We start from the raw sequence: 21,744 nt of genomic DNA on the forward strand, positions 1-21,744 counted from the left end.
GTTATGTCCGCTAAAAAGCTGATAAGTTGGAGTGTTGCCGGAGTAGGCTTAGTATTAATTCTATATTTTCTGATAAGTTTAGAAAATGCTTTTTCAGAAATAAAATCATCTGAAGATGTTCAAAATGCATTACGAAACTATCATATAAGTATATGGTGTGGCTGGGTTATAATCACTTCCTCTGCTACTTACTTTCAGTGGACTCAAAAGAAGTATTCAATTTTCGTTTTTGATTATCTTATAATTATTTTAGCTTTTATATTTTTCAGACATTACCTAAATCTGGGCGAAGAAGAAGATTTATGGTCATTTGGAGATTCCTTTAAAATGAGCTCAAATTATATGTCAATGCAAAAGGCTTTACTCATGATATTTATGACGGCCTTTGTGCAAGCTGCTATCTGGTTGTTTTCCAGCAAATGGCATCGCCGATGAATTTTTATTCTGAATCTTTCAATTTGTCTTAGACCTGGAGCTACTTATTTTCGAACACTATATTATTAATATGATTTAATCCATCGGATTTTAAAGGTTTTGAAAATCTTATAGGATTTCTGATTAGGTTAGAATATAAGCCATTTTAAATAGGAAAATTAATGAAAAGAAATTTCTTTCAGCTCTGAGTTTGAATGTAAACTCTAGATTTCCAGTCTTATATTTTTGCGACTTTGCGTGATAATAAGTTTTGTAGAAAACCAAAAACTATCGCTTCAACGTAAAATGTCCTTTAAAATTTGAGCCATCTTTGAATTCAGCTAAAAACCAATAATCGTTTGAAGGCATTCTTCGGCCATTGTAGTTGCCGTCCCAACCTTGGCTCAGTGGTCCTAATTGATGAAGTTTTTTCCCAAAACGATCAAAAATATGGATGTTTCCTATAATTGGGTCGCTTAAATTCAAACCAACCGGTCGCCAATAATCATTGATTCCGTCTTGATTTGGACTGAAAAAATCCGGAAAATCTACAACTGTAAATTCTTCTGAAACTATCCCACATCCATTCAAATCTTGAACATAAATTGTATTTACTGGTGAATTCACCGCCAAAGTATTGCTGTTCTGAAAATTTGAGTTATTAATGGCGTAGACGTAATTTCCACTGCCTTCAGCAAAAATTTCAACCACATAACTGCCTGGTACCCCGTTGATTTCATAATTAATACTCGCAATAGAAGACGGCAAAACTTCAAAAGTTTTGATTGATGAACAATTGTCACTTGGCGCATCGGCCAAGTCAACAATAACTTCATATTCGCCAGGTTCATCAACATTGATGGACGATGTGGTTTCACCTGTATTCCACATAAAACTATATAAAGAGGTACCATTTAGCCCAGAACTCAAAGTGATTGAAGATTCCGATTCACATAAATATAAGGTTTCAGTTTCTTCGGGCAATACCACCTGATTTTTGATATCAAAAACCACCGGCGCAATTCCTAAACATTCTCCAGGTTGGGAAATTCGTGCAAAATAGGTCTTCGGTAATTCTGAAATATCAATATCTAAATTAGTTCCGGTTATGCCATTGGAATTATTGGCAGCATCAATTTCAGTTTCAAATAAATTGACGTTTTCCTCGTCAAAATTCAATTCGGATTTAATGAAATTGATACTTTGAAAAATGGGATAAGACGCCAATTCTTCTGTTTCTGAAACACAAGTAAAAATCTCAACTTCGTCGTAATAATTGGTTTCCACACCTAAATTAATCTCAGAAATAGAAATGCAACCACTTTGATTTTGCAAACGGACAAACACATTTTCGCCAGCCATACCAGAATAGTTGTCTGGATTAGGAATCGGATTCTGATCATTTTCAGCTTCAGTTAAAGTATTAAAAAAACCGTTGAAACCAAGAGATAAACCTTGTTGGTTGAGTGCCTGACTGATATTATTTAAATTGAAAATCAATTCGCCTTCGTCTGAAAAACATTGGGTTAAACTCAAATCACCAGCATCTGTTGGCGACGCATATTCGACGTCTATTTCGTCATCGGCAATGCAACCGCCGCCTAAATCGACTTCTACACGGTAAGTGCCAGCACCCAGATCAGCTTCAGAAATGGTATAATTCAGGTCGTTTTCACCAGCAATTGGATTGTCGTTGTGGAACCAAGTTATTGGATTGGCTGCCAAATTATTTGGCAAATTAATTTCGTAAATTTCATCTTCACAAAGTGCATTTACACCAGTAAGATCATTGCCTAAATCTAAACCTATATTGAAACTGTCGGCTTCCAGAAACACCGCAGAATCGTATCTAAAATTTTGTTCGTCTGCAATAACTAGCTTTATTTCGTAAGCTTGATCCGGGATCACTTGCGCTTCAGCGGTTAAAATATCGGTTTGTCCATTGAAATTGATTGCGGCATTGTTGCCATTGAATTGTCCGAAATATTCTTCGTTTTGTGCTTCGCAACCGCCAGGAATTTCTGGGTGCACGGAAGTCACCAAAACGGGTTCATTCGTTCCAGGAATCACAGCAATATTTTGATATTGGCCACCAACAGGTCGAATCAAAAAAGCAAACGCATCTGAATAAATACAAGTGTTTGGATCACCTTCCTGGTATTCTTCTGAGGCAAAAATATATCTAAAACTGACGTTTTCAGCTTTTGGAGTAAAAGTGAAGCGCATAATTGTGGCGTTGGTCGTGCCGCCAATTTGAAGCGCGTTCTCCAAATCAATATCACCGCCCCAGTTTGGCGCATTGTCATCGCTCAAATTGTTGTTCGGTCCATCGACATTATTCAGTCTTCCGGTGCTCATTACAATCCCACTGTCGAAGGGAAATCCAGAATTATTGCTTTCAAAAAAGCCATAACTGAGCATGCCATCATCAAAGTTTCCAGATACGGTTTCAGAAACAGCTAAATCTTCTACACAAGCTGTAGAAAACAAGATATCTTCTACGAGCTGATTCGGTGAGTAAGTTGTATGATCGGTGGTGACGTATTGGGCGTTTGCCAAAGTGACACTCAATAAAACAAGAAGTAAACAAATTCGTTTCAAACTCAATTTTTAAAAGGATTGCAAAATTATGAGTTCTAAGACTATTAAAATTAAAAATGTAAAAAATTTAAGGTTTTATTTGGGTTGTATTTGTGGATTTGTGGTGAGACGATTTTAGCAAATATGTAATTTGAAAAATATCGACGGTTATGACCGTGGATATTTTGTATAACCTTATTCTATAAAATCGATTCTGTTTAATAAAATGTTGATTTTAGCGAGAAAATAACAAACAAATAATGGCTTTGGGGCGAGCCTTAGCCCCGATAGAAATGGAAAGCCCGTAAAGTCGGATGCCTAGCAAAACCTAAAACGAAAAAGCGACCTTGGAAGCTCTTTTGGTTTTTTTGGTTTTTGCTGGTATATGACTGCGGACTTGGAATGGATAGCGGGTTTCGGCTTCTAATTGTAGAAATATTTATTTTGTAAACTCTTTAAAAATAATGTAAACGCCCATGAGTAATACAAACCAGCCAAATCCTTTTTTTAGTTTTTGACCGTTGATGAATTTATTTAACCAAATGCCAACGAAGATGCCAACTACCGATAATCCTGTGAAAATTATTAAAAAATCCCACGCAATGTCTATATTTTGAACATCGCCAATGAAACCTATCAGCGATTTTACAGCAATTATCAACAATGAAGTGGCGACTGCTTGTTTCATGGGAAGTTTGGCTAAAACTACCAAAGCTGGAATAATGAGGAATCCACCGCCAGCGCCTACTATTCCAGTTAAAAAACCTACGACAATACCTTCTATAATAATTAAAGGGTAATTGAAACTCGGAGTTTCATCTGGTTTTTCTGGTATTGCTTTTCGATTTTTGATCATAGAATACGATGCCAAAACCATGATTATCGCAAAAAATAGCATAATTCCGATTCCTTTGGTCACTTCAAAATCACCAATGTAGAATAAGGACTCTGGAATGGCGGGAACTGCGAATTTTCTTGTCGCATAAACTGATATAAAGGCTGGGATTGCAAAAACTGTGGCAGTTTGAAAATCTACCAAGCCCTTTTGCATATTTCTAATCGCACCAACTAAACTTGCTACTCCAACTACAAATAATGAGTAAGCGGTTGCAACGACTGGATCTTCGGACAACAAATACACCAAAACTGGAACGGTAAGTATGGAGCCGCCGCCGCCAATTAAGCCAAGAACTAAGCCAATTATTAAAGCGCCAAAGTAGCCGAGAATATCGAGAATTTCCATACAGTTCCGAATTTACTACAAAAGTAAATTTAAGTAGAGATGTTGACAGTAACTTTGGTTACAATGAAAATAGAATCTAAAGAATCATAGAATAGAATTTTGGTTATCTTTGCAAAAAAATGAAACTATGGCATTAGAACAAGAGGTTATGCAAAAAATGAAAGAAGCTATGAAAGCTAAAGATTCTCTGGCTTTAGCTTCTTTGCGATCTGTAAAAAGTGAAATCTTAAAAGCAAAAACTTCAGGTTCTACTGAAGGTATGACAGAGGCTGATGAGTTGAAGCTTATTCAGAAACTTGTGAAACAAAGAAAAGACAGTGCTGAAGTTTATAAAGAACAAAACAGAGATGATTTGGCTGAAGCTGAACTGGCGGAAGCTGGTGTGATTGAGCAATTTTTGCCGGCACAACTCAGTGAAGAAGAAATTGACAAAACAGTCAAAGAAATTATCGCTGAAACTGGCGCTGATTCTATGAAAGATATGGGTAAAGTAATGGGCGAAGCTTCACAAAGATTGGCTGGTCAAGCAGATGGAAAAACCATTTCTAAAATTGTGAAAGCTAATTTGGCTTAATTCATTTTATATTGTATTGTTGCAATTCTTATTGCAAATAAGAAATTTTCATTGGATTGAGAATTTAAGGCCGCGTAGTTCAACTGAATAGAATATCAGATTTCGGCTCTGAGGGTTGCAGGTTTGAATCCTGCCGCGGTCACAAATTAAACATATAAACCCCTGTAAATCAGGGGTTTTTTATTTATAGGCGTGCCCTCCGCTAAAATTTGATTAAGAAGTCAAATAAAATCAACTTAAAGTTTCATTCTGATTCTTTGAAATCGATGTATTCTTTAATGCAGTAATCCGCAATGACATAGTCAGCTCTTTTCTTCTAGTCTGAAGTTTTCAAGCGAAATAAATCTGAGATTTCATAGAAATTACTTTTGGGAAGTTTCGGTATTTTACTTTTCCACAGTTCATATTTTCCTGCATCTGGAAATAGTATAATTCCCCTAGCTTCAATTTCCGATAACATTGCGAAACTTAGATTTTGACAACTGTCTATTGCAAGCCAAATAAATTTCGGTATAAAAGTCAGTATGGATAAGAAAGTAAGAATTTTAAACATTTATATCGAGCGATCCAAAAGAACTATAAAGTATCAAGATATCCTTTAAGACCTACTGATGATGGTATAACTTTTTACAAAGAAATTAAATAGTAGATAAATACCGTCAAGATGTAAATCAAAAACCAGTTGAAAAATATAAAAAATGCAGCCTAAAATTCAACTAAGAAACAAATAAAAATGGTCTAAAGAATTGAGGTCTTTATAGAAATCATATCTACAACATTGTAAATTTTAAAAAATGATAAAAAAAATTAAAATTTTCATAAATATTTTTCTAGTGAATTAATATTAAAAGTATATTTTTGAGCCTTTAATTATATATTATTATTCATGACAACAAAAAAAACACTTTTCTTAGTCGCACTACTATCAACATTTCTCTTTTCAAGTTGTGCATCCATTCTTAATGGAAAAAAACAAGAGATAACTATTCATACTGGCTCCTCTGATGCAGAAGTTTATGTAAATGATGTAAAGACTGGAGATGGAAAGAGTCCAGTTATTGAAATACCAAGAGACCTAACTGTAAAAAATATAACAGTAAAAAGAGAAGGTTATTTAGATGAAAACATCCCAATATACCAAACAAAGAAATCCCCATTATATATTATGAGTGTTGTTCCGTTTGGATTGTTATTTTACCCTATTTTTTACGATGTTTCACCTACAGCTTATAACTACGATAGCGAAGTTGTTTTTGATAACGAGACAAAAACTATACCGGAAAGATCTGATGATGAGAAATACTTATATATTAATACTACTGGTTTTGATGTAAAAAAGGATGAAATTAAATTCAATAGTATAAAAAGAAGAAGATATAGAAAAGGAAAAGATAAATATACAGATGTACCAGTTGTAATCAAAGAAGATTTAGATTTTAGTGATACTAAATTATCTTATGATTTGCATAAAATTCTTAAAGAATTTAACTATACAGATACTACTAAAGTGCTTTTAAGAAAAAAGAATAAAAGTATGTTTTTAGATGCAAAAGTAGTTGGCTTAACAAATACCATTATCAACGATTTTAAAACTTTTAATGGTGGTAGACACATGCAAACCACAATGACAAATCTAGTTGTAGAATGGAAGATTCTGGATTATTATAAAGTTCCTAAATACTCAGAAACAATAACAGCAACATCTAATGAATTTGCGATGGACTACGACGATGGTTCTAATTACGGATCTTGTATAAAAGATGCACTTCAAAGATCATTTCTTGAATTTATAAGTTCTGATGAAGTTAGAAGGTTAATCCAGGTTGATTTAATTGAAGAAAAAACTTATGATTTAATCAACTTATCATCTGGATTGTCGCCAAGTAATTTAAATGAAGCGCTTAATGCTAGCTTTACAATAAAGCTGGATGAAGGACACGGAAGTGGTTTTGCAATTAGCAAAAATGGACATATTATCACTAATTATCATGTCGTCGCTAATCATAAAGATGATATAATTGTAGTAGATTCTGATTTAAACGAGTATGAAGCAGAATTAATAAGATTTAGTCCTGAAAAAGATTTAGCATTACTAAAAATTAATAAAGAGATAAAATATACTTTTGAAATACAAGATAAAGCTGAATATAATTTAGGACAAGATATATTTGCAATCGGAACACCTAGATCTTTAGAATTAGGACAGAGTTTAACCAAAGGAATTATTTCTGGAAAAAGAGAAAATGAAGGTGATTTTTTCTTACAAATAGATGCAAGTGTAAATTCAGGAAATAGCGGTGGACCATTAGTTAATCAAGATGGTAAACTTATTGGCGTAATTAACGCAAAAGTAAAAGGAGAAGGCATCGAAGGTCTTGGTTTTGCTATATTAGCAGATGAGATTAAAGAAGCATTAAATATCAATTAAATATAGATTTTATCTAATATTAATCTTTATAGATTACTTTAGATTAATGGACTAATTAAAGCTAAGCAATGACATCATTGTTTAGCTTTTTTAGCTTCTATACTTTCTTTAAGTTAATTTTACTTTTGCATTTGATTAGGAATAAACATTTAATTTGACAATTGTGGCCTGAGATTAATATATAAATGAAACTATGATTGGGGAACTGTGCATCATTTTGAATCAATTCCACGATGGAGCCAAATAGAAAATACGTATATTTAATAATTAAGAAATAAAGATTAATTTAGGACTATAACGTAAAGTGTGTAAGTTGAAAAATATCATGAAATTATTATTGTATTACTTTTTATCTGGTATTTTCTTGATTGTTTTGACTTCTTGCTCTATGATTGAAAATGAATGTACTTCTGAAGCTCTAAATGAAAAAATAATCATGATTAGCAATCATAAGTTAAATTTCAAAATCTGGGGAAATGAATCTAAAAACCAGTTGTACCGCCCGTCCAAAAAAATTTCTGAAAGTATATTGATCGACATTTTAGATGACTTCAGCCCATCTGAAAAGCTTGATAAAAAACATATCATCAACTTAGTCTTATTCACTAAGGCAAATTCTTATGAAAACCATAAACTAGATCAGGAAGAAATATTTGGCACTTTAATTTATTATTACAGTCAGTCAAAATTGAATGTTTGCATTTACGAATATACAAATGGAGATTTCATTGAAATAAAGGAACTGCGAGCAGAGCCAAAATTCATCAACACTAATGATTATTTCTTAGCAGGAGAATTGTTAACAAACAAAAAAGTCATTGCTTTATCTTTATTCAATTCTGAAGAAAAAATACCAGAGCCTCATTTTTTTGGACAAGATTTCACCATAAAACTGAAGAATTATAAGCTAAAAAAAATAATAACAAATACTTAAATATTTTCTATTCTTAGTTCCTTTATTCTTAATCTAAAAACAAAATATTTAGTTCTTTATTTTTTAATAAATTTTTTGACTTCCGATTTACCTGCACTTTTAATTTTAGCAAAATAAACGCCAGTATTTAAGTCTTCAATATTTAGTGTAAATTTATTGTTAGATAAATAATTTTTTGACTTGATTAATTTTCCATTCAAATCAAATACTTGAATATTTTCAATTAAACTGGTGTTTTTGGTTTCTATTTCAATGAAATTGGTAGCAGGATTAGGATAAATTTCAAACACTTCAGTAATAAAATCTTCAGTAGATATAGGATTGTCTGAGATGACTAGATTAGCAATACTTATATCATCTTCTAGGTTATTTCCATTTTCTCGTTTGAACCTCAACATAAAGTTTTCACTTAAACCTTCGTTTATGATATATTCTACAAACATCCAATCATTGTCTTCATCACTATTTGTAGATTGAATATCTACAGGATCAATTTCATCTAGAAACTGCCAGTCACTTCCATCAAAATATTCTATAATAAGATTTTCACCAGCTTCAGCTGCATCTTCACATCCATTCAGCATTTCCCACGATACAATTATTTCAGTTAAACTGCCGGCATCAATTGCCGCGGTTTCTATAGAATAATTCCCACCGTAGAGTTGTAAATAATTCTCAGAATTATCTGAACAGGTATCAACAATGTTATAATTAGCACCATCCGTTGCATTCCAACAATCTGGTAAATTTACAGGTAAACTAGGGTCGTATGGTAAATCTTCTGGAATCCTTCCGATTTCAAAACTATCTGCATCGATAAAAACAGCAGAATCAAAGGCACTATCGCCACGGTCGGCAATGACAAGCTTAATATGATAAGATTCACCTGGTATCAAGTCAATTTCTGCTGTTAGTGGATTAGTCTGACCATCAAAGCTTAAGACATTGTTACCGCTTGACTGGTCATCATAATATTGTGACAAGGCAAATTCTCCCAGACTACCAGGACCACAAGTATGATTGTGAACATTGCTTGGATTAACGGGAATTGTAGTACCATGTAATGTGGCTATATTTTTACCACCTAAATCTAAATTTACTTCTGCAGTGTTTGGATTGGCATCATGGTCATAAGGGTTTACATCAGATATGCCAGGTCCCGAAACTATAAAAGCAAAAGTATCTGCAAAATTGCAAACAAAAAGAGGATATTCTTTGGAAGCAAAAATATAATCTACACTAAGCTTATTTCTAAAAGGAGTAAAATCAAACTCTAAAACAGTGGCATTTACTGTATTATTTTCTTGTATTAATGCATCTAAATCAGCATCTCCTGGCCACAAATTATTACCAGAAAATATAATAGATTGAAGATTGGAAGCGTCAGCTGTTGCTAAAACAATTCCACTTTCAAAAGCAAAATTTTGTTCATTTTGAAATTGAAATGAACCAAAAGAATTAAAATTTTGACTATTGATACTAGCATTATTTGGCGAAGAAACATTTGTAATGCTAGTGCATTCTAAATTTTCAGTCATTGTGTCTAATAAATCATCGAGAGTAAGACTTGTATTGCTAGAAACGCTTTGAGCAAAAGTAAAATTCAAACCTAAAAGGATAAAAGCAAATTGTAATGTTTTCATAATATTTTTTTATAAATATAGGAAAAAGAATTAACTTAAAAAGTTAAACATTTTACTTGATTCAACTAACATTCCATTTTAGACTTTATATACACTATAATCATTTCTTAAAAATTGAATAAATTTCAAAAGCAATTTGACTAACTCGCAGGCTAGATTTGCCTTCGATTTGCTCTTCACGAATCATTTTTTTAGCTTGTTTAGATTCAAAAACGTCTTGTAAATTTTTAATCTTTGCGCAAGGCACTGCCAAATTTTCCATATCAGTCAAAATCTTTTCAGCTGTGAAATTTTTGATTTTCGCCCGCAATAATTTTTCTAATTCATTTCGATTTACAACACGATTTTGAGTACTGTTAAAACGCTCATCTTCTGATAAATTCAGTAAACCCAAATAATCTACAAGTTTTTCAAAATGCAAATCGCTTCCGATGGCAAAAGTGATGCTTTGTTGGTCTTTTGTTTCAAAAATTTCACCATAAGGCGCAATATTTGGGTGCAAAGAACCTTGGCGTTGCGGGATGTGTTCTTCCATTAAATAATTGGAAGCTTGATTTGCCAATGCAGAAACCGCAGCATCGTATAAAGATACGTGTATGACTTGTCCATGCTTTTGGCCTTGTCTTGATTGTTCCAACAAAGCCAACAAAATTCCTTCTTTAAGTTGATGCGCCGCCATGACATCAATTAACGCCACAGGCATTTTCACCGATCCACTATCTGGCGTGCCATTCATGGACATAAACCCAGTGTCGGCTTGCAAAATTAAATCGTAAGCGACGCGAGAAGAATCTTGACCATATCCTGAAATTTTACCGATTAGCAAAGCTGGGTTGACTTTCCACAATTCTTCATCTGTAATTTTCAACTTAACCTGACTGGAGGTTTTAAAATTCATCAAAACCACATCTATTTCCTGTAAGATTTCCAGAAATTCTTGATAATCTTTTGGCTGAGTCAAATCCAGAAAACGATATTGTTTTTTATAATTCACACTGGAAAAATAAGCACTTACCGAGCTGGTTTTGCTTTCACTTGGCAACTTCCAGCTTCTTGTCACATCTTTGTGTTTAGGATGTTCAATTTTGATAACTTCGGCGCCCAATTCTGCAAAAAAACTACCTACCGATGGTCCAGCCAAAACTGTAGATAAATCAATTATTTTCAGATTTGATAATGAATTGTTAGTCATATTTTACTTAAAATTTATAGCGCTATTGAAAATAATTTTTAATGTGAAGCGAAAAATTATTCGTCTTTGAAATAATCCTCTATAATGGACAAGGCCTTTATTTTGTCGGTTTCTTCGACTTTGATTTCAATATCACCAAATATACCCGAATAAGAACGGTCGGTTTTATCAATATCGTAAACTTCAATTCCGTGTTCTTCCAAACGGTGTTTGACGCCCATAAATTCTATTTTCGACTTTGTACTGAATACTTTTTCTAGCATGATTTTTTTATTTTATTTCACTTAAGTAATTTACTTAAAAAAAGTGGTTTCACACTAAACTTATAAATGTTATTCACTTTTAAATTTCATTAATAAACTAAACCGGCAAAGCGGTGTAATTGAAAACTTCATGAATATTAAACACACTTTGAGTATTGCTTATATGAGGAATCTCAGTCAATTTTTCTATCATGAATTTACGGAAAGCTTTCATGTTTTTCAAATTGATTTTCAAAAGGTAATCGTATGTTCCACTGGTATGAAAACAGGCTACAATTTCTGGTAATGCCATGATTTTCTTTTCAAAATCTTCAATATTTTTGGTAGAATGTTGTGTTAATTGAACCATGACAAAAACCACAAAATCTTTTTCAATTTTCTGTGCATTCACCAATGCCACATAATTGGTGATATAGTTTTGTCGTTCTAATTTCTTGATGCGCTCGTAAACTGCTGTCGGTGATAAGTTGAGTTTCAATGAAAGTTGCTTCGTTGTCAATCTCGAATCCTTTTGAAGCAAATTCAATATTTTCTTATCGGTATCATCTAAATGTTGCATTGGTGAAAAATTTTCTTTAGAAATTTATTTATAAGATTAAAAATAAATATATTTTCTATAATAAATACTTTTTAAAGATAAATTCACTGTATTATTCTAATCCTATTGATATTTTATCTTTAAAATTCAATCTTTGAATTCACAAAAACCGTAAAATCATGTCTCATTCTCCTGCAAATGCTATTCAAGATTTACAGTCATTAGATGCTAAAGGCGGCGTAAATCCGTCGATTTCTGACAGTTCTACTTTTGCCTTTGCAAAAGCACAAGACATGACAGATACTTTCGCTGGCGAAAAACTAGATGCGTTTTTGTACGCTCGTCATTCGTCTCCAAGTAATAACGAGCTTTGCCACGCTTTATCTAGGATGGAAAATACAGAAGCAGCACAGGTTTTTGCGTCTGGAATGGGAGCCATTACAGCGGTGATTTTGCAATTGTGCAAATCCGGAGATCATATAGTTTCCAGCAGAACCATTTACGGCGGAACTTATGCATTTATGAAAAATTTCTTGCCAGATTTTAAAGTTAATACCAGTTTTGTAGATATTACAAATCTAGACAGCATCAAATCTGCCATTCAACCTCAGACAAAAATTTTGTTCTGTGAAGCTTTGAGTAATCCGCTTTTGGAAACCGCAGATTTGAAAGCTTTGAAGGCAATAGCAGAGAAACACAAGTTGACTTTTGTTGTAGACAACACGTTTACACCATTGATTATTACACCAACAAATTTTGGTGCAGATGTTGTGATTCACAGTTTGACTAAGTTTATCAATGGCAGTTCAGATACAGTTGGCGGTGCGGTTTGTGGTAGCCTGGATTTTATAAATAGTTTGAAAGATGTCAACAATGGCGCAGCTATGCTTCTAGGTCAAACCATGGACAGCTTGCGAGCATCTACAATTTTGAAAAATTTACGCACGCTTCCTATTCGAATGCAGAAACATTCTGAAAATGCTCAATTTCTTGCTGAAAAATTTGAAAAAGAAGGCTTCAAAGTAGTTTATCCTGGATTGAAAACACACAAATCTAACGCAGTAATGTCTTCCCAAATCAATTCTGAATTTGGTTTTGGTGGTTTATTTACTTTAGATTTTGGTTCAGTTGATGACGCAAATGCGATAATGGAAGAAATGCAAGCTAAAAATTTAGGTTATTTAGCAGTAAGTTTAGGTTTTTATAAGACACTTTTTAGCGCTTCTGGCAGTTCCACTTCTTCTGAAATTACAGTAGAAGAGCAAGCAGAGATGGGACTTTCTGAAGGTTTGGTAAGGTTTTCTATCGGTTTAGATTTTGATATTGAACGCACCTATACTATAATGATGCAATGCATCAAAAAACATATTGAGTTTGTTTAATTGAGTTGAGTTGATTTAGTCGAAAAAGCCCTGTAACAAACATAATTTTCAGGGCTTTTTTTATGTGAATTTATAAGAATTATATTAAAAACTAAGATTACAAACGAATTATTAAACGCCAAAATCTGTTTGTTTTAAAATAGAATCGGTAGTTTTTTTAGAGAAAATTTCTTCAAAATGCGTAAGCAAATCTACTGGGTCTAATTTGAGTAAAAATCGACTCACATTATCATCAATATTCAAACTTGGATTGAAAAGTCCTGCTTGAATAGGTGGCTCAAGATTCGTTAAATACTCATCTTTAAAGAATTTTAAATCTCTTTCAATAATATAGTCAGGATTGTCGTTGAGAATCATTTCTAAAACGACTTTACTTTTAGATTGTGCTAAACCCAAATAAATTAAATCTGGATTGATGCCCTCTGGATATTTGTCCTTGACTGCTTCAAGAATATTAAGTCTTTTCATAAATAAGATTAAATTTCGGTCGTATTTTGACTAGCAAATTCTGACACCAATAACTTGAAACCTATATCAAAATATTCCGAAGGCATACTAAATCGGAAGAAGTCAGAAGCTTTATACCGTTGTTTTATCATTATATCATTATAAATCAGACGTTAAAACTAAGCAAATTTAATGTTAACAACAAAATTTATTAAAATATTTAAAATCGGATATAAAATACTTCTGTAATTTATTATTGAATTAAAACCACAAATGCCATTCCTTTCGAAATGGCATTTGAAAATAACACTACTTAACTTAAGCTATTTTTAATCTACATTATCGTGTAAAAAGGAATTATTGGAACGAAAATTAAGATTGTCTTTATCACCTTCAATTGAAGTCCGGGACAAACTACTTCCTTCCATATTTCTCTTTTCAAGTTCAATTCCAGCACGTTTGTAAGCTGGTTGTTTTTCAATTTCTTCGATATTATTGCTATTTCTGAATTTATAATTGAACTTTTTCATTTTTGCTCGACGTTCTGCTGCTCTTGAAGCCAATTCTGCCAAGGGCGTGTTCATTGGATCCACATCTTCGCTTTCCGAATCTGATCTAGATTCAGTTGGTTCAACGACTTTACGCTTGTAATTCAGAATCTCATTTTCAGCTTCTTCAGCAACTGGTTTAGATTTTTTCTCTTTTGGCTTAGCCTCTTCTTCATCCATGAATTCATCTAAATTATAACGCTTTATCGGTTGCTGTTTTAGTTCAGAATGCGAATAGACTTCTTGAGCATCGTTTACTTCTATATTTTTAATTGAATCATCATCTTTAGATAAATCGAAAGTTATAGAATTATTATCCTCTTTAGATTCTTGCTCTGGTTCAGAAAAATCGAAATTCAACATATTGTGATCCTGTTCAGAATCTTCGTCTTCACGATTATTAGAAGAGTCCACAATCTCAAAATCATCTTGATTGGCGTTAACTTCTTCAAAATTGACCTCGATGTCGTTAACGTTTATAGATGACTTAGTGTCTTCTTTATTTGAATCCTTTTTCTCCTCTTCCATTTCCTCAAAATCAAGATGATGTACAACTTTTTGTTGTTGTTCTTCATTCAAACGAGAAGGTTTTCTGGTCTGAAAATCTGGAGTTTGTTTTTTAGAATAACGACTAGCGGATAAATCTTGTTCCATCTTTTGGTCGTCTTCCAAAGTATGAATAATTTTTTTTGTTTCAGTATTCACGATAACATCTTGTTGTTCGGTATCAAAACCTGTAGCAATAACAGTCACAGAAATAGAATCTTCCAAACTCTCGTCATCGCCAACACCCATAATAATATTGGCACTATTTCCAGCTTCAGCTTGAATATGATCGTTGATTTCACCAATTTCGTCAAGTGTTATTTCATCAGTTCCAGAAACAATTAAAAGTAAAACATTTTGTGCACCTGTAATTTTGTTATCATTCAATAAAGGTGAATCCAAAGCTTTTTCAATAGCAATTTGAGAACGGTTTGTGCCTGAAGCAACCGCAGAACCCATAATGGCCGTTCCGCTATTACTCAAAACTGTCTTGGCATCTCGCAAGTCAATGTTTTGCGTATAGTGGTGTGTAATAACTTCAGCAATACCTCTGGAAGCTGTCGCTAAAACTTCATCTGCTTTAGAAAATCCAGACTTGAAGCCAAGGTTTCCATAAACTTCTCGTAATTTATTGTTATTGATGACAATCAAAGAATCGACATTGTTACGCAATTCTTCCACACCAATTTGTGCTTGTTCATTTCTAGTACGACCTTCAAATTGAAATGGAATAGTAACAATACCAACTGTAAGGATATCCAATTCTTTGGCCAATCTTGCGATAACAGGTGCAGCACCAGTACCAGTACCACCGCCCATTCCTGCTGTGATAAATACCATCTTGGTATTTGTACTCAGCAGACCTTTGATGTCTTCTTTGCTCTCTTCTGCAGCTTGCTTACCGATATCTGGATTTGCGCCAGCTCCTAAACCTTCGGTAAGGTTGACTCCTAATTGAATTTTGGTCGGGACTGGACTGTTTTCTAATGCTTGTGCATCGGTGTTGCAAATCACAAAATCCACACCTTTTATGCCTTGGCTAAACATATGGTTTATGGCATTAGATCCGCCACCGCCAACACCAATTACTTTGATGACGTTTGACTGATGTTTCGGGAGATCAAAAGCGATGTTATCGAATTCTGAGTTACTCATAATATTGTATTTTGGGTTGGTATTCTACTACTCTGCGTTATCTAAAAAATCTTTCAACTTATCAAACCACCGTTCCACGACATTTCGACTTGGTCTAGCGGGTTGTTTCGGTTGCTTAACGGGTTCATTCTTAAAACTATCCGTTTCTTCTTCAGCACCTTCTGCATTCGTGACATGACTGTCACCATCTTCTACCATGGCAGTTTCTGCTGTTGCAATATTTTCTTCTTCTGAAGCTTTTTCTGCTTCTTCTTCTAGTAATTTTTCTTCTTTTTCGAAAGCTTTACGTTCCAATCCATCCATCACTAAGCCTACAGCTGTAGCATAAGTTGGACTGGCAATTTCTTTGTCGGTTTCACCAGCTAAATATTCATTTGGAAAACCAATTCTAGTATCCATGCCTGTCACATATTCTACCAATTGTTTCAAATGTTTCAATTGTGCGCCGCCACCTGTAATAACAATTCCGGCGATTAGTTTTTTCTTCTGCTCTTCATGACCGTAATTTTTAATTTCAAGATAAACTTGGTCAATAATTTCTACAGCGCGGTAATGTATCACCTTAGATAAATTTTTCAGCGAAATTTCTTTAGGCTCGCGACCTCGTAAACCTGGAATTGAAACAATTTCGTTTTCTTTATTTTCTCCAGGCCAAGCTGAACCAAATTTCACTTTTAGTAGTTCGGCTTGTTTTTCAATTATGGAACAGCCTTCTTTGATATCTTCTGTAATCACATTTCCACCAAAAGGAATGACAGCTGTGTGACGGATTATTCCATCTTTAAAAATCGCTAAATCTGTGGTTCCGCCACCAATATCTATCAAAGCAACGCCTGCTTCTTTTTCTTCCTGACTCAAGACTGCATTGGCCGATGCCAAAGGTTCTAGTGTCATGCCATTCAATTCTAAGCCAGAGTTCTTCACGCATCGTCCAATATTCCTAATTGATGAAATTTGACCAACAACAACATGAAAATTAGCTTCCAATCTTCCACCAGACATGCCGCGCGGTTCCATAATTTCTGACTGACCGTCAACTTTGTACTCTTGTGGTAGCACGTGAATAATTTCTTCACCTGGCAACATCACTAATTTATGAACTTGATTGCATAAATTATCGATATCATCGTCTTCAATAACTTCTTCCACATCATTTCTGGTAATGTAGTCGCTGTGTTGCAGACTTCTTATATGTTGACCAGCAATACCAACCGTTACGGCACTAACTTCTATACCAGAATTAGCTTCTGCTTGCTGAATCGCTTGTTGAATCGACTGAATGGTTTGTGTAATATTATTGACAACGCCACGGTGGACACCCAAACTTTTTGTACGCCCAATGCCTAGAATCTCAACCTTTCCATATTCATTTTTACGACCAATCATGGCAACAATCTTTGTTGTCCCGATGTCTAATCCTACTGCGATGTTATCTCCTTCCATTTCTGTAGATTATTACTTTTTAGTACACACAACTTGATTACCAAACTGCAAATCTATGTGTTTATAGCTGTCTAACTTTTTATATTCTAAAGCTTTGTGATAAAAAATTTTATAATTTTTCAACTTTTGGTCAAGATAAGAAATTTGACCAAAATTGACTATAAAATCTTTGTCTCTGACTTCTAAAATGTAATTATTGGCTAATTTTTTACGAATTGCAATAATATGTTTTTTTAAAAAATCATCTTCCCTTATTTTCAATAAAAGTGGATAAATTTCACTTAGATTTTCTGCACTTACACCCGAGACCATAGGAACTCTTGCCGAATAGTTTTGAGACATTGGCATGGCTAAGCCATCTTCGTCTAAATAGTAAAATCCTTGGTCATAAACTCTCGCTATTGGCTCACGCTGAACGACCGATGCGGTCAATTTTCCATTCAAATCATAAAACACTTCTGTAGATTTTATCATTTCATTTGTATTGAGCACATTTTCAAAATGCTTTAAATTTGCCTCGTTCAAAATTGAATCTTGGATTTCAGCCAAATTTTCTTTCAAAAGATGTTCAACTTCAAGTTCTGTTATAAACATTTTTGAAGTGTCCAAAAAGTCCACATGAACTGAATTTAAAACTTTATGATGATGACGATTGTTAGCGAAGCTTAGTAAGACTAATAAACCTAGCATCATCAGCACCAATCTTATGTTATGTAAGTTAAACAGTTTCATTGAAATATTTTGAAATTTTATGAGCTTCTACGCCAATGTCTCCAGCACCTAGTAAAACGACAACAGCATTTTGTGATGTATCTATGATTTGTTTTATTTCCTTTTTTTCTATTACTTTTTTATTTGAGTTATTTATTTTTTTCAGTAAAAACGCTGCATTAATTCCATCGATTGGTAATTCTCGAGCTGGATAAATTTCCAACAGATTCACCTCATCGAAACTTGCTAAACTCGTCGCAAAATCATCAGCAAAATCTCTGGTTCTTGAAAATAAATGCGGTTGAAAAATTACAATTTGAGTTTTGTTAGGATGCATTTCAGACACCGCTTGATGCACCGCTGAAATTTCACTTGGATGATGCGCATAATCGTCAATAACGACTAAATCTTCAGTTTTCAATATATAGTTAAATCTTCGCTTCACGCCTTTAAAACTGGACAATGCTTTAGCAAAATCTTGTGCTAATTCAGGTTTAAAATCTATGGCCAAAGTTAGTGCTGCTGCTGCATTGAACAAATTGTGTTTTCCAGGTAAATCAAATTTAATATTTTTCAGGTGGTGTTCTTTTGAAACAAAATCGAAAACATAATGTCCGTTTTCAACCTTAATATTCTCAATGTAAAATTCAGCTTGCTCACCAACAGCGATGCTTTTACCTTCAATTTGTAGAGCTTTTTGCTTGAATAAATGCGAATTTGGGACTAAATTGATGAATTCTTGAAAAGCAGAACGCATCGTTTGATCATCGCCATAAATGTCTAAATGATCGGCATCCAAAGATGTAATTACCGCTGCTGAAGGGTGAAGTTGTAAAAACGAACGGTCGAATTCATCGGCTTCGATAACGACAACTTCTTCACCATCAGAAATGAAATTGGTATCGTAATTCTGTAAAATTCCACCACAAAAAGCGGTTAATTTTATACCGTTTTCTTTTAAGATGTGAGCTAAAATTGCTGAAGTTGTCGTTTTACCGTGAGTTCCAGCTACAGCTAGGGTTGGTAAATTTTCTGTGATTTTACCTAAAACTACGGCACGTTTCAAAATTTGAAAATCTCCATTTTTGAAATATTGAAAAATATCTGAATTCACATTTACAGCCGGCGTATAAACTACGAGCGTTTGCTCTGGTTGCAACTCAGATTCTAATTCAGCAGAAATCGCTTCGTGAAATTGAATTGAAATTCCTTCATTTTGTAATTGCGAAGTCAAATCGCTTTCAGTTTTGTCATAACCGTAAACTCGAAAATTTTTGGAATTGAAAAATCTTGCCAACGCACTCATTCCTATCCCACCGATTCCGATGAAAAACAAATTTTTATATGTGTTGAATGCTTTCATTGTTTCCCTAGTTTTTCAATTTCATCAACAATTGTTTGCGTGGCATTTGGCTTAGCCAATTTCAAAATTTGCTCAGACATTTTCTTTTGCAATTCTTTGTCTTCTACTAATGTTTCAAACTGATTTTTGAATTTTTCTTCTAACTCAGTTTCTGTAATCATAATAGCTGCATTCTTATCTGCAATTGATTTAGCGTTTTTGGTTTGGTGGTCTTCAGCCACGTTCGGCGAAGGAATAAAAATTACAGGTTTCCCGACCAAACTCAACTCGCTCACTGCGCCAGCTCCAGCTCTAGAAATTATAATGTCGGCTACAGAATAGCCTAAATTCATTTTATTTATAAACTCTAAAACTTTTACATTTTTAGAATTCAAAGATTTGTATTTTTCAAAATAAATTTTCCCACATTGCCACAACACTTGAATATTTTTTGATTCAAAAAACGGCAAATGTTCGGCAATTAGTTCATTGATGCGTTGCGAACCTAGGCTGCCGCCAACGATAAGTAAAGTTTGTTTATCAGGATCGAGTTCAAAATGTTGTAAAGCTTCGGTTCTGTATTTTTTGGTGTCTATCAAATCTTTTCTTACTGGATTTCCTGAAAAGACAATTTTTTCTTTTGGAAAAAATTTGTCCATATTTTCATAAGCAACACAAATGGATTTAGCATCTTTTGCTAACCATTTATTAGTTATGCCTGCATAAGAATTTTGCTCTTGAATCAATGTTGGCAAGCCCATTATATTTGCCATTTTCAATAATGGTCCACTTGCAAATCCACCAGTTCCAATTACAACATCTGGCTGAAAAGATTTGATAACTTTTCTAGATTTCAGTAAAGAACTGAGCAGTTTGATCGGAAAAATTAGGTTTGAAAAATTCAATTTTCGCTGAATGCCTGAAATCCATAATCCAATGATTTTAAAACCAGCTTCAGGGACTTTCGTCATTTCCATTTTGCCTTTTGCACCCACAAATAAAAATTCAGCATCAGGCTGTCTATGCTTCAATTCTTCTGCAATAGCAATCGCCGGATAAATATGTCCGCCAGTTCCACCGCCCGATATGATGTATTTTTTGTAATTCATAAGGTTTCGCTTAGCACTTCTAATGGATTTTCTATCGTTTGGTTGTGTTCTTTTTCAGCTTGAGCTTCTTCCTCTTTCTCTCTAACTTCATTGTTGGCACTGACGCTAATCACGATACCAAGTGACAAACAAGTCATCCAAATTGAAGTTCCGCCACTACCGACTAATGGTAAAGTTTGACCTGTTACCGGAAATAATTCTACGGCAACTGCAATATTTATAAATGCTTGAAATATAATTGGTATCCCGGCTGCAACAACCAAAAGTCTACCATATGTAGTTCCAGATTTTGTAACAATAATAGCTATCCTATACAACATAAAAATGTAGGCTAAAATGACACCAATGCCACCTATCATACCCATTTCTTCTACAATAATTGCATAAATGAAATCTGAAGATGATTGAGGGAGGAAATTTCGCTGCACGCTTTTTCCAATGCCATTTCCTGTTAAACCACCTGTTGCAATAGCTATTTTAGCTTTTTCAACTTGATATTGTTCGCGTGTTTGCTCATCATTATCTGTAAAAGTCTCAATTCTACTAATCCAAGTGTCCACTCGATTTGGAAACAAGCCAGGAAAAGCTTTGGCTGAAAGCCCGAATAAAGTTAGCGCAACTAAACCTACACCCAATACAATCGCGGTGTATTTCATCTTGTACGCACCTACGTAAGTAAGAATTAAAACGATGAAAAATATAATGGCTGCAGTTGAAAGATTTGCTGGTAAAATTAATCCAACGACCAAAAAAACCGGCACCCACAATGGCAAAATGGTTTCTTTAAATGTATATTCTGTACCTTGAATTTTGGATAAATATCTTGCAACGTAAATCAACAAAACCACTGAAGCTAAAGTCGAAGTTTGAAATGAAAAATTGACAATAGGAACTTGAATCCAGCGGCTGGCATTGGCACCTTGAATGGTTGTACCTTGGAACAAAGTAATTCCTAATAAAATAATAACGATTGGCAATAAAATAATTGACAAACCACGGAAAAACCTGTAAGGAATTTTATGTGTGCCATACATAATGGCAAATCCTAAGACTAAATGTACAAAATGTTTGACTAAATAACTGAATGTATTTCCGCTTGCGCCATTCAAGTAAGCCAAATTACTCGAAGCACTATACACAGGTATAAATGAAAAAATAGCCAAAAGACCAGCCACAGCCCAAAGCATGCGATCGCCTTTGATGCTATTTAAAAAATCTTTCAATCCTGTATTTGAATCAGACATTTGTATTG

The 21,744-nt window shown here is 33.9% G+C and carries 19 protein-coding genes and 1 tRNA gene; 6 read left to right on the top strand and 14 right to left on the bottom strand.

The window, feature by feature from the left end; genetic code table 11:
- Positions 1-3 precede the first annotated feature (3 nt).
- On the top strand, positions 4-435 hold the full coding sequence (locus EIG86_RS01300; RefSeq protein WP_127844343.1) for a hypothetical protein: 432 nt from the start codon (positions 4-6) through the stop codon (positions 433-435).
- Between the two features lie 267 nt (positions 436-702).
- Here EIG86_RS01300 and EIG86_RS01305 read toward each other — a convergent pair whose 3' ends face one another.
- Both EIG86_RS01305 and EIG86_RS01310 read right to left on the bottom strand, forming a co-directional pair.
- Entirely contained in the window at positions 703-3,015 is a 2,313-nt protein-coding gene (locus EIG86_RS01305) for a T9SS type B sorting domain-containing protein (protein WP_127844344.1), read from the bottom strand.
- Positions 3,016-3,433: 418 nt separating this feature from the next.
- Positions 3,434-4,237 carry a sulfite exporter TauE/SafE family protein gene (locus EIG86_RS01310; protein WP_127844345.1) on the bottom strand — a complete coding sequence of 268 codons (804 nt, stop codon included), beginning with the start codon at positions 4,235-4,237 and terminating at the stop codon, positions 3,434-3,436.
- Between the two features lie 127 nt (positions 4,238-4,364).
- Here EIG86_RS01310 and EIG86_RS01315 point away from each other — a divergent pair, with 127 nt between their 5' ends.
- Complete coding sequence (locus EIG86_RS01315; RefSeq protein WP_127844346.1) at positions 4,365-4,811, top strand: GatB/YqeY domain-containing protein; 447 nt, start codon at positions 4,365-4,367, stop codon at positions 4,809-4,811.
- A 68-nt stretch (positions 4,812-4,879) separates the two neighbouring features.
- A tRNA-Arg gene (locus EIG86_RS01320) sits at positions 4,880-4,953 on the top strand.
- Between the two features lie 174 nt (positions 4,954-5,127).
- On the opposite strand, the gene EIG86_RS14065 is transcribed toward EIG86_RS01320, so the two are convergent.
- Positions 5,128-5,271 carry a hypothetical protein gene (locus EIG86_RS14065; protein ID WP_157983094.1) on the bottom strand — a complete coding sequence of 48 codons (144 nt, stop codon included), beginning with the start codon at positions 5,269-5,271 and terminating at the stop codon, positions 5,128-5,130.
- 426 nt (positions 5,272-5,697) lie between these two features.
- On the opposite strand from EIG86_RS14065, the gene EIG86_RS01325 reads away from it, so the two are divergent.
- Together EIG86_RS01325 and EIG86_RS01330 are read left to right on the top strand one after the other, a co-directional pair.
- Complete coding sequence (locus EIG86_RS01325; protein ID WP_127844347.1) at positions 5,698-7,239, top strand: S1C family serine protease; 1,542 nt, start codon at positions 5,698-5,700, stop codon at positions 7,237-7,239.
- Positions 7,240-7,564: 325 nt separating this feature from the next.
- A complete protein-coding gene (locus tag EIG86_RS01330) occupies positions 7,565-8,173 on the top strand; it encodes a hypothetical protein (RefSeq protein WP_127844348.1) in 609 nt (202 codons plus the stop codon).
- A gap of 56 nt (positions 8,174-8,229) precedes the next feature.
- Here EIG86_RS01330 and EIG86_RS01335 read toward each other — a convergent pair whose 3' ends face one another.
- The 4 genes from EIG86_RS01335 to EIG86_RS01350 all read right to left on the bottom strand — a co-directional run bounded on the left by EIG86_RS01335 (position 8,230) and on the right by EIG86_RS01350 (position 11,830).
- A complete protein-coding gene (locus EIG86_RS01335; protein ID WP_127844349.1) occupies positions 8,230-9,816 on the bottom strand; it encodes a choice-of-anchor L domain-containing protein in 1,587 nt (528 codons plus the stop codon).
- Between the two features lie 100 nt (positions 9,817-9,916).
- Positions 9,917-11,008: a CaiB/BaiF CoA transferase family protein gene (locus tag EIG86_RS01340; RefSeq protein ID WP_127844350.1), complete on the bottom strand. Its 1,092-nt coding sequence runs from the start codon at positions 11,006-11,008 to the stop codon at positions 9,917-9,919.
- A 56-nt stretch (positions 11,009-11,064) separates the two neighbouring features.
- Complete coding sequence (locus EIG86_RS01345) at positions 11,065-11,271, bottom strand: putative signal transducing protein (RefSeq protein ID WP_127844351.1); 207 nt, start codon at positions 11,269-11,271, stop codon at positions 11,065-11,067.
- A gap of 97 nt (positions 11,272-11,368) precedes the next feature.
- Positions 11,369-11,830: an Lrp/AsnC family transcriptional regulator gene (locus tag EIG86_RS01350; protein WP_127844352.1), complete on the bottom strand. Its 462-nt coding sequence runs from the start codon at positions 11,828-11,830 to the stop codon at positions 11,369-11,371.
- Between the two features lie 158 nt (positions 11,831-11,988).
- On the opposite strand from EIG86_RS01350, the gene EIG86_RS01355 reads away from it, so the two are divergent.
- Positions 11,989-13,191: an aminotransferase class I/II-fold pyridoxal phosphate-dependent enzyme gene (locus EIG86_RS01355; protein ID WP_127844353.1), complete on the top strand. Its 1,203-nt coding sequence runs from the start codon at positions 11,989-11,991 to the stop codon at positions 13,189-13,191.
- 111 nt (positions 13,192-13,302) lie between these two features.
- Here EIG86_RS01355 and EIG86_RS01360 read toward each other — a convergent pair whose 3' ends face one another.
- The 7 genes from EIG86_RS01360 to EIG86_RS01390 form a co-directional block, all read right to left on the bottom strand.
- Positions 13,303-13,659: a hypothetical protein gene (locus EIG86_RS01360; RefSeq protein WP_127844354.1), complete on the bottom strand. Its 357-nt coding sequence runs from the start codon at positions 13,657-13,659 to the stop codon at positions 13,303-13,305.
- Between the two features lie 308 nt (positions 13,660-13,967).
- Complete coding sequence (gene ftsZ / locus EIG86_RS01365; RefSeq protein ID WP_127844355.1) at positions 13,968-15,887, bottom strand: cell division protein FtsZ; 1,920 nt, start codon at positions 15,885-15,887, stop codon at positions 13,968-13,970.
- A 27-nt stretch (positions 15,888-15,914) separates the two neighbouring features.
- On the bottom strand, positions 15,915-17,330 hold the full coding sequence (gene ftsA, locus EIG86_RS01370; RefSeq protein ID WP_127844356.1) for a cell division protein FtsA: 1,416 nt from the start codon (positions 17,328-17,330) through the stop codon (positions 15,915-15,917).
- 12 nt (positions 17,331-17,342) lie between these two features.
- A complete protein-coding gene (locus EIG86_RS01375; RefSeq protein WP_127844357.1) occupies positions 17,343-18,062 on the bottom strand; it encodes a cell division protein FtsQ/DivIB in 720 nt (239 codons plus the stop codon).
- Positions 18,049-19,404, bottom strand: a complete 1,356-nt coding sequence (murC, locus tag EIG86_RS01380) for a UDP-N-acetylmuramate--L-alanine ligase (protein ID WP_127844358.1) — start codon at positions 19,402-19,404, stop codon at positions 18,049-18,051. Before murC ends, EIG86_RS01375 begins: the two co-directional genes overlap by 14 nt.
- Complete coding sequence (gene murG, locus EIG86_RS01385) at positions 19,401-20,492, bottom strand: undecaprenyldiphospho-muramoylpentapeptide beta-N-acetylglucosaminyltransferase (protein ID WP_127844359.1); 1,092 nt, start codon at positions 20,490-20,492, stop codon at positions 19,401-19,403. Before murG ends, murC begins: the two co-directional genes overlap by 4 nt.
- A complete protein-coding gene (locus EIG86_RS01390) occupies positions 20,489-21,736 on the bottom strand; it encodes an FtsW/RodA/SpoVE family cell cycle protein (RefSeq protein ID WP_127844360.1) in 1,248 nt (415 codons plus the stop codon). The genes murG and EIG86_RS01390 overlap by 4 nt, the downstream gene beginning before the upstream one ends.
- Between the last annotated feature and the right edge of the window lie 8 nt (positions 21,737-21,744).

The sequence above is a fragment of the Psychroflexus aestuariivivens genome, from assembly GCF_004010055.1.
In the GTDB taxonomy this organism is placed as follows: Bacteria; Bacteroidota; Bacteroidia; order Flavobacteriales; family Flavobacteriaceae; genus Psychroflexus; species Psychroflexus aestuariivivens.

Bases quoted from the DNA above. Each gene is read 5' to 3' on its own strand.
- EIG86_RS01300 (WP_127844343.1), top strand. From the start codon at position 4: ATGTCCGCTAAAAAGCTGATAAGTTGGAGTGTTGCCGGAGTAGGCTTA.
- EIG86_RS01310 (WP_127844345.1), bottom strand. From the start codon at position 4,237: ATGGAAATTCTCGATATTCTCGGCTACTTTGGCGCTTTAATAATTGGC.
- EIG86_RS01315 (WP_127844346.1), top strand. From the start codon at position 4,365: ATGGCATTAGAACAAGAGGTTATGCAAAAAATGAAAGAAGCTATGAAA.
- EIG86_RS14065 (WP_157983094.1), bottom strand. From the start codon at position 5,271: ATGTTATCGGAAATTGAAGCTAGGGGAATTATACTATTTCCAGATGCA.
- EIG86_RS01325 (WP_127844347.1), top strand. From the start codon at position 5,698: ATGACAACAAAAAAAACACTTTTCTTAGTCGCACTACTATCAACATTT.
- EIG86_RS01330 (WP_127844348.1), top strand. From the start codon at position 7,565: ATGAAATTATTATTGTATTACTTTTTATCTGGTATTTTCTTGATTGTT.
- EIG86_RS01335 (WP_127844349.1), bottom strand. From the start codon at position 9,816: ATGAAAACATTACAATTTGCTTTTATCCTTTTAGGTTTGAATTTTACT.
- EIG86_RS01340 (WP_127844350.1), bottom strand. From the start codon at position 11,008: ATGACTAACAATTCATTATCAAATCTGAAAATAATTGATTTATCTACA.
- EIG86_RS01345 (WP_127844351.1), bottom strand. From the start codon at position 11,271: ATGCTAGAAAAAGTATTCAGTACAAAGTCGAAAATAGAATTTATGGGC.
- EIG86_RS01350 (WP_127844352.1), bottom strand. From the start codon at position 11,830: ATGCAACATTTAGATGATACCGATAAGAAAATATTGAATTTGCTTCAA.
- EIG86_RS01355 (WP_127844353.1), top strand. From the start codon at position 11,989: ATGTCTCATTCTCCTGCAAATGCTATTCAAGATTTACAGTCATTAGAT.
- EIG86_RS01360 (WP_127844354.1), bottom strand. From the start codon at position 13,659: ATGAAAAGACTTAATATTCTTGAAGCAGTCAAGGACAAATATCCAGAG.
- ftsZ (WP_127844355.1), bottom strand. From the start codon at position 15,887: ATGAGTAACTCAGAATTCGATAACATCGCTTTTGATCTCCCGAAACAT.
- ftsA (WP_127844356.1), bottom strand. From the start codon at position 17,330: ATGGAAGGAGATAACATCGCAGTAGGATTAGACATCGGGACAACAAAG.
- EIG86_RS01375 (WP_127844357.1), bottom strand. From the start codon at position 18,062: ATGAAACTGTTTAACTTACATAACATAAGATTGGTGCTGATGATGCTA.
- murC (WP_127844358.1), bottom strand. From the start codon at position 19,404: ATGAAAGCATTCAACACATATAAAAATTTGTTTTTCATCGGAATCGGT.
- murG (WP_127844359.1), bottom strand. From the start codon at position 20,492: ATGAATTACAAAAAATACATCATATCGGGCGGTGGAACTGGCGGACAT.
- EIG86_RS01390 (WP_127844360.1), bottom strand. From the start codon at position 21,736: ATGTCTGATTCAAATACAGGATTGAAAGATTTTTTAAATAGCATCAAA.